The following is a 14,939-nucleotide window of genomic DNA, read 5'->3' as shown; positions in this document are numbered from 1 at the left end:
CGATCTCGCCGTCTCGGAAGGAGGATGCCCGAGTATACGACGATGCGCCGCGCCAACGTTGTCAAAACTCTTCGATAACGCGGCGCAAAAAAGACGGGCGAGAAGACGCTATTGCCGCTGCACGGGCGGCGGCGCCCACGTGCCGTCGCTCGCCTGCGGCTTCGGCGCATAGAGGCGCATGGCGAGCTGGAACTCGCCCGCGGGCGCGGGCAGCCAGTTCGACGCTCGCGCCTTGCCCGGCGACTCGGACGACACGATCACGTCGATCGAGCCGTCGCGATTCTTCTTCAGGCGGTCGCGGTCGGAAAGCGACAGGCGCGGCACTTTGGCATCGGCGAGCGCGCCGTCCTTCGTGTAGGCCGTGAGCGTCCAGAAGCCGCGCACCGGCGGAAGCTGATTCGGCTCGAAGTGCAGCACGTAGTCGTTCGCGCCGTTCAGCGCGTGACCGTCGCTGTCGACGGATGCAACCGGCTTCGCTTCGCCGTCTTTCGTGCTCGTCGCCGTCTGCCGCCGCGCGAGATAGGCGCGCAGCGTGTAGTCGGTGCCGTAGTTGCCGACGCCGTCGCCGAACCACGTCCAGCCGTTCTTCGTGATCGCGTTGGGCGGCACGGTCGATAGCCGCTCGCGCGCCTCGGCGATGCCCGCGTCGAGCACCGGCGCGTCCGTCGTCTTGAACTGCACCGGCTCGCCGGGCTTGACGCCGATGGCGGCGAGACGGCTCATCGCGGGCGTGTCGGCGGTGGCGGGCGGGTTGTCGTCGAGCGAGCGGGCAAGACGCGCGAAGAAGGCCCTTGCGTCGAGCGATTCGGCTTGTGCGCCGGGCGATGCCGTCGCCGGCGCGGCGGGCAACGGCGGCACCGCCGGCTGCTGCCCGCTACTGCCGCCGGGCCATGCGCCGGTGACGGCGGGCGTCGCATCGGCGACGGAGCCTTTCGCGGGCGTGAGCGGCTCGATACGCATCCCGGTTTGCAGCTTGCGCGCCTCGCGCACGTCGCGCGGGCCGTTCACGCGCACGCGCACCGAGAGCCACACGTAACGCGTGCGGCATTCGACGCGCGTGGCATCCGCGGGCAGCGTGCCGCTGAAGCCCGCCGGCACGAACGCGATCGACTGCATCTTCGGATACGGCGTGGTATCGGCGCTCGAATAGAGCGCGTTGGTCCACGCGTCGAAGGCGCGCGCGTCCAGATACCGCCCGCGCGGCGCGGCGGGCAGCGAGACGATCACCGGATCGGCCGACACATCCAGCCATGCGGTCGAGTCGAGCGTATCGACGCTCGGCCAGCCCGCCGCGCCGACGGGCGGCAGCGCGCTCGCGTGCCGGAACGTGTTGAGCGGCGCGCGGCCGGACAGCGCCGCGTTGCCGCTCGCGCGCTCCCGGGCAATGTCCGAGGCAACGAGCGGGAAGCCGAAGGTGTAGGCGTCCGCCACCTGGTCCTTCACCCAGCCGGTGCTGGCTTTGGCTTCGGGCGGCTTGTTCGCCGCGCAGCCGGACAGGAGGCTGATTCCGGCGATACCTGCGCCGAGACAAAAAGCGGCGTTGAGCGGGAAGGTCCAGCGTCGTGGTAGGTTCATTCGAATGGGAGTCCGGTTCTTGTTTCGCATGGGTTGACGCAACTTCCGGCGCGCAAACCGATGCTGCCGCCTTAACGTTTGCGCCTTTGTTACGGGCGCGGAAACTATCTCGAAATTCGCGTTTTAACGTATCCGCTGATGATAGGCAAGGAGCCGCTGCCAAAACTGTCATCAGGCGCTGATGACGGAAGCAAACCGCATGCGCCGGCATCGCGTAACATCGGGTTTCCTGCTGTTCTCATGCCACCGTCACAGAGCCGACCGATGTATCTGCCCGCCCATTTCGAAGAAAACCGCGCCGACGTGCTTCACGCGCTGATCGCCGCGAACCCGTTCGGCGCGCTCGTTACGCACGGTCCGAACGGGCTGGACGCAAATCATGTTCCGTTCGAATTGGACGCGAATGCGGGCGAGCACGGCGTTCTGCGGGCGCATGTGGCGCGCGCCAATCCGGTCTGGAAAGAAGTCGCGCCGGGCGAGAACGTGCTCGTGATCTTTCAGGGCGAAACCGGGTATATCTCGCCGAATTTCTATCCGAGCAAGCAGGACACGCATCGGCAGGTGCCGACGTGGAACTACTTCGTCGTGCATGTGCACGGTCGCATCACCGTGCGCGACGACGAAGCGTACGTGCGCGGCGTCGTCGCGCGGCTCACGCGCAAGATGGAAGCGGCCGAGCCCGCGCCGTGGAAGATGGGCGACGCGCCGCGCGATTACATCGACGAGCTGCTGGGCGCGATCGTCGGCATCGAGATCGAGGTGACGCGGCTCGTCGGCAAGGCCAAGCTCTCGCAGAACAAGGCCGATGCCGATCGTCTCGGCGCGGTCGAGGGCTTGCGTCAGCGCGGCGGCGACGCGGCGCACGCGCTCGCCGACGCCATGTCCGCCACCCTGAACGATCCGTCGCGCGGCTAAGAACCGCGCTTGACCTTCCAGTCATGGGAAGGTCGATACTGGATGCATGAGAACGGGAATTGCGCCCGTTCAGCCACATCCGGAGCGTTTCACCAATGTCATCGGCTTCAACTCAATCGGAACGGACCGCCGAATTCGCCGTCGGCGGCATGACGTGCGCGTCGTGCGTCGCGCGCGTCGAAAAGATGCTCAAGCGCGTGCCGGGCGTGGATGCCGTCGCCGTCAACCTCGCGACCGAACGCGCCACCGTGCACGCGAGCGACGCCGTCACCGACGACCAACTGCTCGCCGCCATCACGAAAGCCGGCTACGAAGCCACGCGCATCGTCCCTGACGCGCCGCCCGCCGCCGACGCATCGCACACGCGCGACCGGGAACTCGCGGCGGTCATCGGCAGCGCGGTGCTCTCCGTGCCACTTCTTGCGCCGATGCTTGCGCCGATGCTCAGCCTCGACCTCTCGCCGTGGCTGCAACTGGCGCTCGCAAGCGTCGTGCAGTTCGGCTTCGGATGGCGTTTCTACGTCGGCGGCTATCGTGCCATGCACGCGCTGTCGGGCAACATGGATCTGCTTGTGGCGCTCGGGACGTCGGCGGCATGGGGCGTGTCCGTCTATCAGATGGTCGCGCACGGCCACGCGCATCTGTATTTCGAGGCGTCGGCGGTGGTCATCACGCTGGTGCGCTTCGGCAAGTGGCTGGAGGCCCGCGCGAAGCGGCAGACGACCGACGCGATCCGCGCGCTCAACGCGCTTCGCCCGGACAAGGCGCGCATCCGCGATGCCAGCGATCCCGCGCGGGAACGCGAAATCGCGCTGGCAGACGTGCGGATCGGCGATATCGCCATCGTGCGGCCGGGCGAGCGCGTGCCGGTGGACGGCATCGTGCGCGAGGGCCGCACGCATATCGACGAATCGCTGATCACCGGCGAGAGCCTGCCGGTCGCCAAGGAACCGGGCGCGCGCGCGACAGGCGGCTCGATCAACGGCGAAGGCGTGATCGCCATCGAAACCACCGCCGTCGGCGCGGAGACGACGCTCGCGCGCATCATCCGGCTCGTCGAGTCCGCGCAGGCGGAGAAGGCGCCGATCCAGCGGCTCGTCGACCGCGTGTCGGCGGCGTTCGTGCCGGCGATTCTCGGCATCGCGCTCGTGACGCTCGCCGGCTGGCTGCTGCACGGCGCGAGCGGCGAGACGGCCTTGCTCAATGCGGTCGCGGTGCTGGTGATCGCGTGCCCGTGCGCGCTCGGCCTCGCGACGCCGACCGCGATCATGGCCGGCACGGGCGTGGCGGCGCGTCAGGGCATCCTCATCAAGGACGCCGAGGCGCTGGAGCGCGCGCATGGCATCGAAATCGTCGCGTTCGACAAGACCGGCACGCTCACAATCGGGCGGCCGGCGCTCGTCGCGTTCGACGCCGCGCCGGGGCAGCATCGCGACGAGGCGCTCGCGCTCGCGGCGGCCGTGCAGCGCATGAGCGAACATCCGCTGGCGAAGGCAGTGGCCGCTGCCGCAGGCGATGCCAACGCGACGCGGCGTTTCGAAGCGAGCGCCGCGCGCGCAGTCGCGGGGCGCGGCGTGGAAGCAGACGTCGCCATGGCCGAGAACGCTGCCGCGCCGCGACGCATCGCGATCGGCAGCGGGCGCTGGCTGCAAGAATCGAACGCGGCGGTGCCCGACGCGCTCGCCGAGCGTGCCCGCCAACTCGAAGCGCAGGGCAACACGATCTCGTGGCTGTTCGAGCCGGAGCGCGGCGCGGTGCTCGCGCTGCTCGCGTTCGGCGACACCGTGAAGCCCGCCGCGCGCGCCGCCATCGAACGGCTCTCGCAGATGGGCGTGACGAGCGCGCTCGTGACCGGCGACAACGCGGGCAGCGCGCATGCGGTCGCGCGGGCGCTCGACATCGCGCAAGAGCGGGTGTTCGCGCAGACGCTGCCGGCCGACAAGGCGCAGGTCGTCGCGCAACTGAAGGCGTCGGCGAAAGGCGTCGTGGCGATGGCGGGCGACGGCATCAACGACGCGCCCGCGCTCGCCGCCGCCGACATCGGCATTGCGATGGCGAGCGGCACGGACGTCGCGATCGAAGCGGCGGGCATCACGCTCATGCGCGGCGATCCCGCGCTCGTCGCCGATGCCATCGACATCTCGCGGCGCACCTATCGCAAGATCCGGCAGAACCTGTTCTGGGCGTTCGTCTATAACCTGATCGGCATTCCGCTCGCGGCGCTCGGCATGCTCGATCCGATGTACGCGGGCGCGGCGATGGCGTTTTCGAGCGTGAGCGTCGTGACCAACGCGTTGCTGCTCAGGACGTGGCGCGCGCGGGCCGGACACGCGGCACCCGAAACGGCCGATGCCGCGCGCGAAAGTAAGCCGGTCGCGCGGACCGCATAACACGCATCGATCGCGGCGGCGCGATGGCGACGATGCCGCCGTCGCCAGAAGCGGTTCTCCGCGGGCCGCACCGCAATGTGCTTGCATGCGCTTCCTGCCACGCGCATGGCGTTCCGCTCGCGGTATTGCCCGCCGCCAACGCCATGCCGATGTCGCCGGTCTGCGTGCCCGAGTCCTTCGCGGCCCCCGTATGGCGACGATGCCGCCGTCGCGAGAGGCGGCTTTCCGAGCAGCGTCGGGACGCGCTTTCATGCGCTTCTTGCCACGCGCATGGCGCTCCGGGCTCGCGGTATTGCCGCCGCGAACGCTATGCCGATGTCGCCCGTCTTTGTGCCCAAGTAGTTCGCGGCGGCAGGATGGCGACGATGCCGCCGTCGTGAGAAGCGGCTCTCGGGGCCGCACCCAGAACGCGCTTGCATGCGCTTCTTACAACGCGCATGGCGTTCCGCTCGCGGTATTGCCCGCCGCTAACGCCATGCCGATGTCGCCCGTCTGCGTGCCCGAGTAGTTCGCGGCGGCCGGATGGCGACAATGCCGCCGTCGCAAGAGGCGGCTTTCAGGGCAGGCATGCGCTTCTTGCCCCGCGCGACGATACGCAGCGCCCAACCCGGTGCGCGAATTCACCACGCTGCCACATGGCAGTGATCAGCGCGCACCGTTACAAGCATTTTGAAATCCGAAATGTTTCTCATCCTGCACGAAGCAACATCGCCACGACAGATGCACCGGCGCTGACCGCTCGATAGACGGAAAAACACGGATGCCCGTTTGTGCGTGGTCGCACATTGCGGCGATTTCGCTCGCGGTACTCTGGCTTCACACACCTGACCGTCGGCGAGGCGCTGTACCGGAAACTGAGAGATTTTCGGAGCCCGACGCTGAACACATAAGCATTCAATCACGCAGCGCAGATTACAGGTCCGTCGCACCATGCAACGTCATAACGTTATGCGCGAGCGTGCGCGTATGGGCTCGCGCCCGTCCCTGTTTCAGCCAGACGCGGAGCGCATCGCGCGCTCCGGCATGACGCGCTTTACCAAGGGCTTCGAAGCACTGACGGGCCAGCATTTCGCCGATTACCCGTCATTGCACGCCTACAGCGCCCGCGAATTCCGCCGCTTCTGGCAATACTTTCTGCACTCCGCGCAAGGGCTGGAATGGTCGGGCAACGCGGACCCGGTTTGCATCGGCGATCGCTGCGAGACCGCGCATTTCTTCCCGCATGTGCAGTTGAACTATGCCGAGAATCTGCTGAATCAGCGCATCGCGCCCGACGACGCCCCCGCGCTCGCTTCCTGTTATGCCGATGGCGGCCGCGTCGCCTATACGCGCGGCGAACTGCGCGAACGCGTCATGCGGCTTGCGCACGCGTTGCGCGAACTGGGGCTTGCGCCGGGCGACCGCGTCGTCGCGATCATGCGCAACGACGCCGACGCGATCACCGCCGCGCTCGCCGTCACCGCGCTCGGGGCGACGCTCTCCACGGCCGCGCCGGAAAACGGCGTGCAGTCCATCGTCGACCGCTTCGCGCCGCTCGCGCCGCGCGTGTTGTTCGCGCATACCATGCCGCGTTCGTTCGATACGGCCGGCTCGCTCAGCGCCCACGTCGCGGCGGTCGCGGCCGAACTGCCGTCGCTCACGGATATCGTGTGTCTCGACGACATGCCGCTGCCGACCGGCATCGGCACGCATCAGCACGTATTGCACGAACTGATCCTACAAGGCGACGCCGCGCAATTCGCGTGGCAGCGGTTCGCGTTCGCGCATCCGCTCTTCATCATGTTCTCATCGGGCACCACGGGTAAGCCGAAATGCATCGTGCACGGCGCGGGCGGGACGCTCATCGAGCATGTGAAGGAGCACCGGTTGCATAGCGACCTCGGCCCCGGCGACAAGCTGTTCTTCTTCACGAGCTGCTCGTGGATGATGTGGAACTGGCAGTTGTCGGCGCTCGCATCGGGCGTGCAGATCGTGACCTACGACGGCCCCGTCGCGGCGGTGGACACGCTCTGGCGCATCGTGGCGAACGAGCGCGTCACGGTGTTCGGCACCAGTCCCGCTTATCTGAAAATGAGCGAGGACGCGGGCCTCGAACCGGGCGAGCAGTTCGACCTGTCTGCGCTGCGCGCGATGATGTCGACCGGCGCCGTGCTTTTCGATTCGCAGTTCCATTGGGTGCATCGGCATGTGAAGCCGTTGCAGCTTCAGTCGATCTCGGGCGGCACCGATATCCTCGGCTGCTTCGTGCTGGGCAATCCGAATCTGCCCGTGTTCGCGGGCGAGGCGCAGTGCAAGAGTCTCGGCCTCGACGTGCAGGCGTTCGATCATGGCGCGCCGACGGCGCTGCCCGGCGAGCTCGTCTGCACGAATCCGTTTCCGTCGCGGCCGCTCGGTTTCTTCGGCGACGACGACGGCTTGCGCTTTCACAGCGCGTATTTCTCGCAGAACGAAGGTGTCTGGACGCACGGCGATGTCATCGAATTCTCGCCCGAAGGCTCCGCGCGTCTGCATGGCCGCAGCGACGGCGTGCTCAATGTGCGCGGCATCAACGTGAGTCCCGGGGAGATCTATCGCATCCTCAGCGACATTCCCGAGGTTTGTCAGGCGATGGCCGTGGCGCAAACCGGCGAGCGCGCGGGCGAGAGCGGCCAGCGGATCGTGCTGCTGCTCGTGCTGCGGCCCGGCGCGCATCTGAATGCGCGCTCGCCGTGCGCATGCGACGCGAGATCATGCGACAAGGCTCCGCCGCGCTCGTGCCCGACGTGATCGTGCAGGTCGACGGCCTGCCGGTCACGCACAACGGCAAGCCGTCGGAGGCCGCCGCCCGCGATGCTGTCAACGGCTTGCCGGCGCGTAACGTGTCGTCGCTCGCGAATCCCGGCTGTCTCGATGGCATCCGCGCGCACCCGCTGCTCGCGCGGCAGACGGGCGAACTGCCCGCGCCGGGGGAATCGGCGGAGACTGTCGAAGCCTATCTATGCGCGCTGTGGGAGCGGTACTTCAACTTCGCGCCGATCGGCCGGGAAGACAACTTCTTCGAACTCGGCGGACACTCGCTGCTGGCGGCCCGCATGCTCGCCGACATTCGGCGGACGACCGGTCGCACCCTGCCGATTGCAACGTTGATCGTCGCGCCAACGATTGCGCGGCTCGCGGGCGCAATCGTTTCCGACCAGGGCACGAGCGCCGCCAACTCGACGCTCGTGCAGATGCGCGCGGGCCGCGGCCGGCCGCTCTTCATGGTCCATAGCATCACGGGATCGGTCATGGAGTGCCTGACGCTCGCGGCTACGCTCCAAAGCGAGCGGCCCATTTACGGGCTGCAGGCGCAAGGACTGGACGGCGATGAAACGCCGCAGCGCAGCGTCGAGGACATGGCGCGCGCTTACGTGCTGCGCATGCGCGGCGTACAGCCGAGCGGGCCGTATGCGCTCGTCGGCTATTCGTTCGGCGGACTGGTCGCGCTGGAGATCGCGCAGCAACTCGTAAAGGCGGGCGAGCAGATCGAAATGCTCTGTCTGCTCGATACCTACGTGCACGAACGTTGTCTGCCGCTCTCCGCGTGGGCGCGCTATCAGGCCGCCATGCTCGCGTATCGCATGCGGGAGTTCCGCTCGCTCGATGCGCGCTCGCGCGTGCGCTATGTGCGCGGCAAGGCGCTCGCGCTGACCGACCACGTCCGCATGCGGTTCGGCAAGACGGCGCAGCGGCCCGGCCCGGAAACGCGCAGCCTGCCGCCGCCGCTGATGCTCGTGCGCGAATCCATGCGCGTCGCGATGACGACCTACAAGCCGCGCCGTTATCTCGGCGGCCCGATCGTCTACGTGCGCGCGTCGATCATGCAGGATGATCGCGGTGATCCGCTGCCGGTGTGGCAGCGCGTCGCGAAGCAGGGCCTGCGCATCATGCAGGTGGAAGGACGGCATCACGATCTCGTCGTGGAGCCGCATCTGGCAACCGTCGCGATGGCGCTCGCGCAGGTGTTGTCGAATATGTGAGCCGTCGACGGCGGCGCGTGGCACTTCACGCGGCCTGAAAACCCGGTCGGGGGCCTCCTCTGTGCCCACTCGGCGCGTCCATCGAATTTCTTCGATTTCAGACATGCCCGATACCACTCGGCGCGCGGGCTGCGCATACTGCGAAAACTGTAAAAAATCGCAATCACGCAACGTCCCCGTTGTTTTCAGTACGACCTATGACTACCCGCTGCCTGAGTTTTCTCCGAGTCGACGCACCCGCAGTTCTCGTCAATCACAAGCACTATTGCGCGCAACTGGGCTACGAGCACGAAACCATATCGCTCGTCGGCATCGAATCCAGAGCACAACGTCTTCTGCTGAAGTACGAAACCGTGCTGCATCACCTCCGGCAGATGCCAGAACATGCGCTGCTCATCTGCCTGAGCGAAGACTGCCTCGTGTTGAACATGCATCCGGTCGAACCCATGGCCGATGGCCGTCAGCATCTGCTGCCCGCGCTCGGCGGCAACACCGGCAAGGAACAGACGGCGCTGCAAGTCTGGCGCAATACGCAGCCCATCCGCGATTTCATCGTTCATTGCATCGAGCAATGCAAGATCTGCGGCACGACCGATGACGAGGTCCAGCTTCTCTCGCCGCTCGACTACATCGAGCCGCACGGCGAGCGCGGCGGCATCATGTGCGCCATGTTCTGCAATCCGCGCTTCGAACCGGTCTGGGCGAACCGCGCGAATCTGTGGACTATCGTCATGTCCGAACAGGAGATGTACGGGTTCATCCATCCGTCGTTTCGCAACGCGCTCGCCGAGCATATCAACGATTGTCAGCAGAAAGGCGCGCGGCTTCTCGACTTCTCGCGACATGTGGCGCACGTGCCCGCCGAGCCCTTCAGCGTCTTCAATCCCGGCCGGCCGATCGCCCTCGTCACGTATTACACGGGGAACGTGCGCAACTACGGCGCGGTCGCGGAGCAGAACATGCGGCGCTATTGCGAGCGCCACGGCTACACGCTCTACGTGTATCGCGACACGCCCGCCGACGCCGATCCCGGCAGCACCGGCACCTGGCTCAAGCCGTGGTTCTTGCGCAAGCACCTGCCGCATCACGAATGGATGATCTGGATCGATGCCGACATTCTCTTCGTCAACCAGAAGAAGCCGCTCGAACCGCTGCTCGCTGATCGCGACGTTCTCGCCGCGCACGACATCGGTCCGTGGGTCATCAACGCGGGCGTGCTGGGCTTCAGGCGCACGGCGCAGAATGCGGCTTTCGTCGAGGAAATCTATCGCCACGTGACCGCCGCGCCCGATAAATCGAGCACGTACGCGAACGGCGGCGATCAGACGATCATTGCGAATCTGCTGCGCGAGCGCCTCGGCTGGACGCTCCATACCGGTCACGACTGCGTGAGCCTCAATACGCCGTGGTATTTCCAACAGGCGTCGAGCTTGATGGTTCACTTCGTCGCCATTCAACCGCCAATGCGCGCCATGCTCATGTCCGCGCAAGAACGCGTGAGCCTGCAAGCGGGCTGACGCTTTCATACCAGCGCGACGGCGTAACGCTTCTATCGCGCGCGCCGTCCCTTTTGCTCTACTAGCGAGACGCTCGCCCCATTCCGGGCGACGCCTTCTCTCGAACGTGGAGCACGCATGTCAGCGCAACCTCGCCTCAATCAACTGGTGCTCACCGTCGCGTGCCCAAGCGCGGCGGGTCAGGTAGCCGCGATCGTCGGCTTTCTGGAGCACCATCACGGCTATATCGACGAACTCAGCGTCTTCGACGACGACCTGAGCGAACGCTTTTTCGTGCGCTGCGTCTTTCATGCCGCGCGCCGCGACGACATGCTGGACCTCGCGATGCTCCAACGCGAATTCGCGCCCATCGCCACGCGCTTTTCGATGACGTGGGCCATGCACGATCTCGCCGTGCGGCCGAAAGTGCTCATCATGGTGTCGAAGCTCGAACACTGCCTCGCGGACCTGCTGTTCCGCTGGCGCATGGGCGAGCTCAAGATGGATATCGTGGGCATCGCATCGAATCACACGGATCTCGCGCCGCTCGCTGCGCAGCACGGCCTGCCGTTTCATCATCTGCCGATCACGGCCGACACCAAGCCGCAGCAGGAAGCACGCGTGCTCGATCTCTTCGACACATCGGGCGCCGAACTGCTGATTCTCGCGCGCTACATGCAGATTCTCTCGGCCGACACCAGCCGCAAGCTCGCGGGCCGCGCAATCAATATTCATCACTCGTTTCTGCCGGGCTTCAAGGGCGCGAAGCCGTACCATCAAGCGCATGCGCGCGGCGTGAAACTCATCGGCGCGACCGCGCATTTCGTCACCGACGATCTCGACGAAGGCCCGATCATCGAGCAAGAAGTGGAGCGCGTCGATCACGCGTACAGCCCGGAGCGTCTGCTCGCGACCGGACGCGATGTGGAATGCATCACGCTCGCGCGCGCCGTGAAGGCGTTCGTCGAGCGGCGCGTGTTCATCAACGGCGAGCGGACCGTCGTGCTGCGCTAGCGGCCTGGGTAAAACGCGCCTGGAATGCAAAAGCGCCGCTCAAGAGCGGCGCTTTTGTTGGGCCATGCCTACCGCTTACTTCACCCAGCTATCCACGCGATCGCCGTGCGCGCTGATCCATGCGTCCGCGGCGGCGGCCGGCTTCTCGCCGTTCTGCGTCGCGAGCATCACGCTGTCGATTTCGCCCGGCTTCCATTGGAACTTCTTGAGGAACGCGACGACAGGCGGCGCCTTCTTTTCCAGCTCGGGATTGACGACGTTATCGACATGCTCGGCCTCGCCGAAGACCTTCTTCGGATCTTCGAGGAACTTGAGCTTGTACTTCGCGAACATCCAGTGCGGCTTCCACCCGGTCACGATGATCGGCTTGTTGGCGGCTTCGGAACGCGCAAGCTCGGCCGTCATCGCGCTGCCGGAACTCGGCATGAGCCGGTAGTCGAGGTTATATGCTTTGATCGCTTCGCTCGTCTTTTGCATGACGCCCGCGCCCGCGTCGATGCCGACGATGCGCGAATCGAACTCCGCCTTCTTCGCTTCGAGATCGGACAGGCTCGAGACGTCCGCGTTTTCCGGCACGATCAGGCCGATCTTCGCGTCATTGAAGTTGGGTCCGAGATTCACGACCTTCGACTTGAAGTTGTTCCAGTACGCGCCGTGCGTGACCGGCAGCCATGCGGACAGCGTCGCGTCGAGGTCGCCGCGCGCCACGCCTTGCCACATCACGCCCGCGGCGACCGGCACCAGTTGCACCTGATAGCCGAGCCGCTTTTCGATGATGCGCGCCGCCACGTTCGACGTCGCCACGCTATCGTCCCATCCTTCGACGTAGCCGATCTTGATCGTCGGTTTCTCATCGGCGCCCGCACCCATGCTCGCGGCAAGGGCCGCGCTCATCGCGCCCAGCACGAACAGTCTTCTCATCGCTTTCATTGCTTTCCCCTTTGCGGCCCCACGCCGTGTATGCAGAATCGCCAGCCAGAATTTCCACGTAACGCACTTTTACGACACGCAGTTGTCCAGAAGCGACGCGTTATTTATCGACGACGAGATCGGTGAGCGGCGTGCTGCAACACAGCAGCACCATGCCCTGATCGATCTCGCGCTGACGGATGCCGCCCGCATGTTTCATCGATACTTCGCCGGAAACGAGCTTCACCTTGCACGTGCCGCACATGCCCTGCGTGCACGACGACGGCAGGCGCACGCCCGCTTTCTTCGCGGCGTCGAGCACATGCTGCGTGCTGCCGCATTCGATCTCGCGCCGGCTCTTGGCAAAGCTCACCTTGAACGTGGTGTCGACGGGCGCGGGCGCGAAGCCGCTCGAATCATCGCGTGCTTCGATGGTCTCGGCGTGCGCAGCGATCGCATCGCCGACATGCGCGCTCGCCAGTTGCGAGGCGACATCCGCGATGGTCTCGAACGAGAAGCTCTCCTCGTGATAGTGCGTGCGATCGAAGCCGCCTTCGTCGAGCAGATCGCGCACCGCTTTCATGTACGGCGCAGGACCGCACGTGAAGATTTCGCGTTCGAGGAAATCCGGCGCAATCAGCTTCAGCAGCGGCAAGCTCAAAAAGCCCGTGATTCCAGGCCAATTCGTGCGGGCGCCCACGCGCTCGCACACGAACGCCGTACGGAAGTTCGCATGATTCGACGCGATGAGATCCAGCTCGCGCGCGAAGATGATGTCGTCCGGCGTGCGCGCGCTATGCACGAAGACGATATCGGCGTCGTCGCCCAGTTCGTGATGCGCGCGGCTCATCGACATGAGCGGCGTGATGCCCGACCCCGCCGAGAGAAACAGGAACTTGCGCGCCGGATGCCGCGCACAGGTGAACTCGCCCGATGGTCCGAGCACGCGCACGCGCGATCCCGCGACGACGTTGTCATGCAGCCAGTTCGACACCTTGCCGCCCGGCACCCGCTTCACCGTGATCGAGATGGTGTGCGGGCGCGTGGGCGCGGACGAGATCGTATAGCAGCGGTTCACCGGCTCGCCGTCGATGTCGAGTTCCAGCGTAATGAACTGTCCCGGCTCGAAGACGAATGAGCGTTCATCGGGTGCACGGAAGAAAAAGCTCTTCACGTCGTGCGTTTCCTGTCGGACGTGACAGCAGACGAGCGTATCGTCGATGTCGCTGTTCCAGCGCGCGGGCAGCGCGCCCCAGAACCTCGGTTGAGTCACGCGGCTGGGAGTCGGCTCGAACGTCGCCTGATCGCGCATCATGATGTGCCTCTTTAACGCGCCTAGCGCATGAAGGAAACGACTTTCTCGCCATGCGACGCGAGCTTCTCGTCGGGCGCGTTCGCATAGTCGCCGAGCCGCCCGATGTACCACTCGGAGAACTTCTCGACGAGCCCTTCGGTATATGGCGAATACGGGCCCGGCTCGTAGGCGCTGCTCACCGCGCCGAGTTGCGAGTACTCGACGAGCGTGCGGTCCTGATCGTTCGTCGCGCGCCACACGGCCGTGAGGTTATCGACGTCGTAGTCGATGCCTTCCTGCGCATCCTTGTGCACGAGCCACTTCGTGCGCACGAGCGTTTCGCCCGCGGACAGCGGAATCACGCAGAACGTCACGATGTGATCGCTCATGAAGTGATGCCACGAGTTCGGCTGCGTCCAGAACGACAAGCCGCCCAGGTCCGCGCGCGCGAAGCCGCCCAACAGTTTCTTCGATGCGACCTTCGCATCGAGCGTCTGCGATTCGCCGTCGCGATCGAGCGGCAGGCGCTGCGTGCGAAAGCCCGTGACGAGATCGGAGAGACGATCGATCTCCGCGGACGGCAGATTCATCGCTTCCCACTGCTTCGTGCGTTCGACGACCGTGCGCTCGAACGCCGCCATGCCTTCTTCGTTCGCGGGCGAGCGTTGATAGCCGAAGCCGTATTCATAGAGCGAAATGGTCAGCTCGGGATGATTCGCGACGCAGTGATAGCACTCGCGATTGTTCTCCATCGTGAGCTTCCAGTTGCCCTTCTCCACGATATCGACGCTCGCCGCGATCTTGCAATCCTTCAGGCCATGCGGAAGCAGATACGGCTCCATGGCCGCGCGCATCACGGCGAAATCGGCGGGCGGTTCATCGGCGAGACAGATGAAGATCAAGCCTGCGAGATTCTCGACATGCACCTTCTTCAGGCTGTGCTTGCAGCGGTCGAACTGATCGCCCATGTGCTCCGCGAACATGAGATCGCCGTTGAGGCTATACGTCCAGCTGTGATACGGGCACACGATATTGCCGAGCGAGCCTTTCTCCTCGTTGCACAGCCGCGCGCCGCGATGACGGCACACGTTATGGAACGCGCGAATCTGCATGTCGTCGTCGCGCACGATCAGGATCGAATCGGCGCCGATCTCGACTGTCGTGTAGTCACCGGGCTCGGGCACGTCCGGCTCTACAGCGACCTGAATCCAGTGCCGCTTGAAGATGGCGTCCATATCGAGCGCGTGAATCTCCTCGCTCGTATAGAACGGCGCTTCGAGCGTGTAGCCCTTCTTGCGGCGTTCGATCATTGCGCGAACGTCTGCCGATACTTTCATCGTGTGCTCCT

At 65.5% G+C, this 14,939-nt stretch carries 10 protein-coding genes; 6 read left to right on the top strand and 4 right to left on the bottom strand.

Annotated elements, in window-relative coordinates; genetic code table 11:
* Positions 1-108: 108 nt before the first annotated feature.
* Positions 109-1,575 (bottom strand): DUF1254 domain-containing protein, encoded by a 1,467-nt coding sequence (locus JYK05_RS13950; RefSeq protein ID WP_206469057.1) that lies wholly within the window; start codon positions 1,573-1,575, stop codon positions 109-111.
* Positions 1,576-1,839: 264 nt separating this feature from the next.
* Here JYK05_RS13950 and JYK05_RS13945 point away from each other — a divergent pair, with 264 nt between their 5' ends.
* From JYK05_RS13945 to purU, 6 genes are all read left to right on the top strand, one after another.
* Positions 1,840-2,490, top strand: coding sequence for an FMN-binding negative transcriptional regulator (locus JYK05_RS13945; RefSeq protein WP_206469055.1), 651 nt, complete (start codon positions 1,840-1,842; stop codon positions 2,488-2,490).
* A 95-nt stretch (positions 2,491-2,585) separates the two neighbouring features.
* Positions 2,586-4,880, top strand: a complete 2,295-nt coding sequence (locus tag JYK05_RS13940) for a cation-translocating P-type ATPase (protein WP_241269958.1) — start codon at positions 2,586-2,588, stop codon at positions 4,878-4,880.
* Positions 4,881-5,903: 1,023 nt separating this feature from the next.
* Positions 5,904-7,646, top strand: coding sequence for an AMP-binding protein (locus tag JYK05_RS26700; RefSeq protein WP_371826443.1), 1,743 nt, complete (start codon positions 5,904-5,906; stop codon positions 7,644-7,646).
* Entirely contained in the window at positions 7,610-8,878 is a 1,269-nt protein-coding gene (locus JYK05_RS26695) for an alpha/beta fold hydrolase (RefSeq protein WP_371826442.1), read from the top strand. The genes JYK05_RS26700 and JYK05_RS26695 overlap by 37 nt, the downstream gene beginning before the upstream one ends.
* 197 nt (positions 8,879-9,075) lie before the next feature.
* Positions 9,076-10,395: a hypothetical protein gene (locus JYK05_RS13930; RefSeq protein ID WP_206469053.1), complete on the top strand. Its 1,320-nt coding sequence runs from the start codon at positions 9,076-9,078 to the stop codon at positions 10,393-10,395.
* 117 nt (positions 10,396-10,512) lie between these two features.
* Positions 10,513-11,388: a formyltetrahydrofolate deformylase gene (gene purU / locus JYK05_RS13925; RefSeq protein ID WP_206469051.1), complete on the top strand. Its 876-nt coding sequence runs from the start codon at positions 10,513-10,515 to the stop codon at positions 11,386-11,388.
* 75 nt (positions 11,389-11,463) lie between these two features.
* Here purU and JYK05_RS13920 read toward each other — a convergent pair whose 3' ends face one another.
* From JYK05_RS13920 to JYK05_RS13910, 3 genes are all read right to left on the bottom strand, one after another.
* Positions 11,464-12,318 carry a glycine betaine ABC transporter substrate-binding protein gene (locus tag JYK05_RS13920; protein WP_175940855.1) on the bottom strand — a complete coding sequence of 285 codons (855 nt, stop codon included), beginning with the start codon at positions 12,316-12,318 and terminating at the stop codon, positions 11,464-11,466.
* A 100-nt stretch (positions 12,319-12,418) separates the two neighbouring features.
* The gene (locus JYK05_RS13915; protein WP_206469546.1) at positions 12,419-13,609 is read right to left on the bottom strand and encodes a hybrid-cluster NAD(P)-dependent oxidoreductase; all 1,191 of its coding nucleotides are present in this window, start codon (positions 13,607-13,609) and stop codon (positions 12,419-12,421) included.
* Between the two features lie 23 nt (positions 13,610-13,632).
* Positions 13,633-14,928 carry an SRPBCC family protein gene (locus JYK05_RS13910; protein ID WP_206469049.1) on the bottom strand — a complete coding sequence of 432 codons (1,296 nt, stop codon included), beginning with the start codon at positions 14,926-14,928 and terminating at the stop codon, positions 13,633-13,635.
* Positions 14,929-14,939: the final 11 nt, after the last annotated feature.

Origin of the sequence: Caballeronia sp. M1242 (genome assembly GCF_017220215.1) — a bacterium.
GTDB lineage: Bacteria > Pseudomonadota > Gammaproteobacteria > Burkholderiales > Burkholderiaceae > Caballeronia.
This window is presented reverse-complemented; position numbering and strand designations above follow the sequence as displayed.

Excerpts from the sequence above, each read along its gene's own strand:
- JYK05_RS13910 (WP_206469049.1), bottom strand. The coding sequence starts at position 14,928 with ATGAAAGTATCGGCAGACGTTCGCGCAATGATCGAACGCCGCAAGAAG.
- JYK05_RS13930 (WP_206469053.1), top strand. The coding sequence starts at position 9,076 with ATGACTACCCGCTGCCTGAGTTTTCTCCGAGTCGACGCACCCGCAGTT.
- JYK05_RS13945 (WP_206469055.1), top strand. The coding sequence starts at position 1,840 with ATGTATCTGCCCGCCCATTTCGAAGAAAACCGCGCCGACGTGCTTCAC.
- purU (WP_206469051.1), top strand. The coding sequence starts at position 10,513 with ATGTCAGCGCAACCTCGCCTCAATCAACTGGTGCTCACCGTCGCGTGC.
- JYK05_RS13940 (WP_241269958.1), top strand. The coding sequence starts at position 2,586 with ATGTCATCGGCTTCAACTCAATCGGAACGGACCGCCGAATTCGCCGTC.
- JYK05_RS26700 (WP_371826443.1), top strand. The coding sequence starts at position 5,904 with ATGACGCGCTTTACCAAGGGCTTCGAAGCACTGACGGGCCAGCATTTC.
- JYK05_RS26695 (WP_371826442.1), top strand. The coding sequence starts at position 7,610 with ATGCGACAAGGCTCCGCCGCGCTCGTGCCCGACGTGATCGTGCAGGTC.
- JYK05_RS13915 (WP_206469546.1), bottom strand. The coding sequence starts at position 13,609 with ATGCGCGATCAGGCGACGTTCGAGCCGACTCCCAGCCGCGTGACTCAA.
- JYK05_RS13920 (WP_175940855.1), bottom strand. The coding sequence starts at position 12,318 with ATGAAAGCGATGAGAAGACTGTTCGTGCTGGGCGCGATGAGCGCGGCC.
- JYK05_RS13950 (WP_206469057.1), bottom strand. The coding sequence starts at position 1,575 with ATGAACCTACCACGACGCTGGACCTTCCCGCTCAACGCCGCTTTTTGT.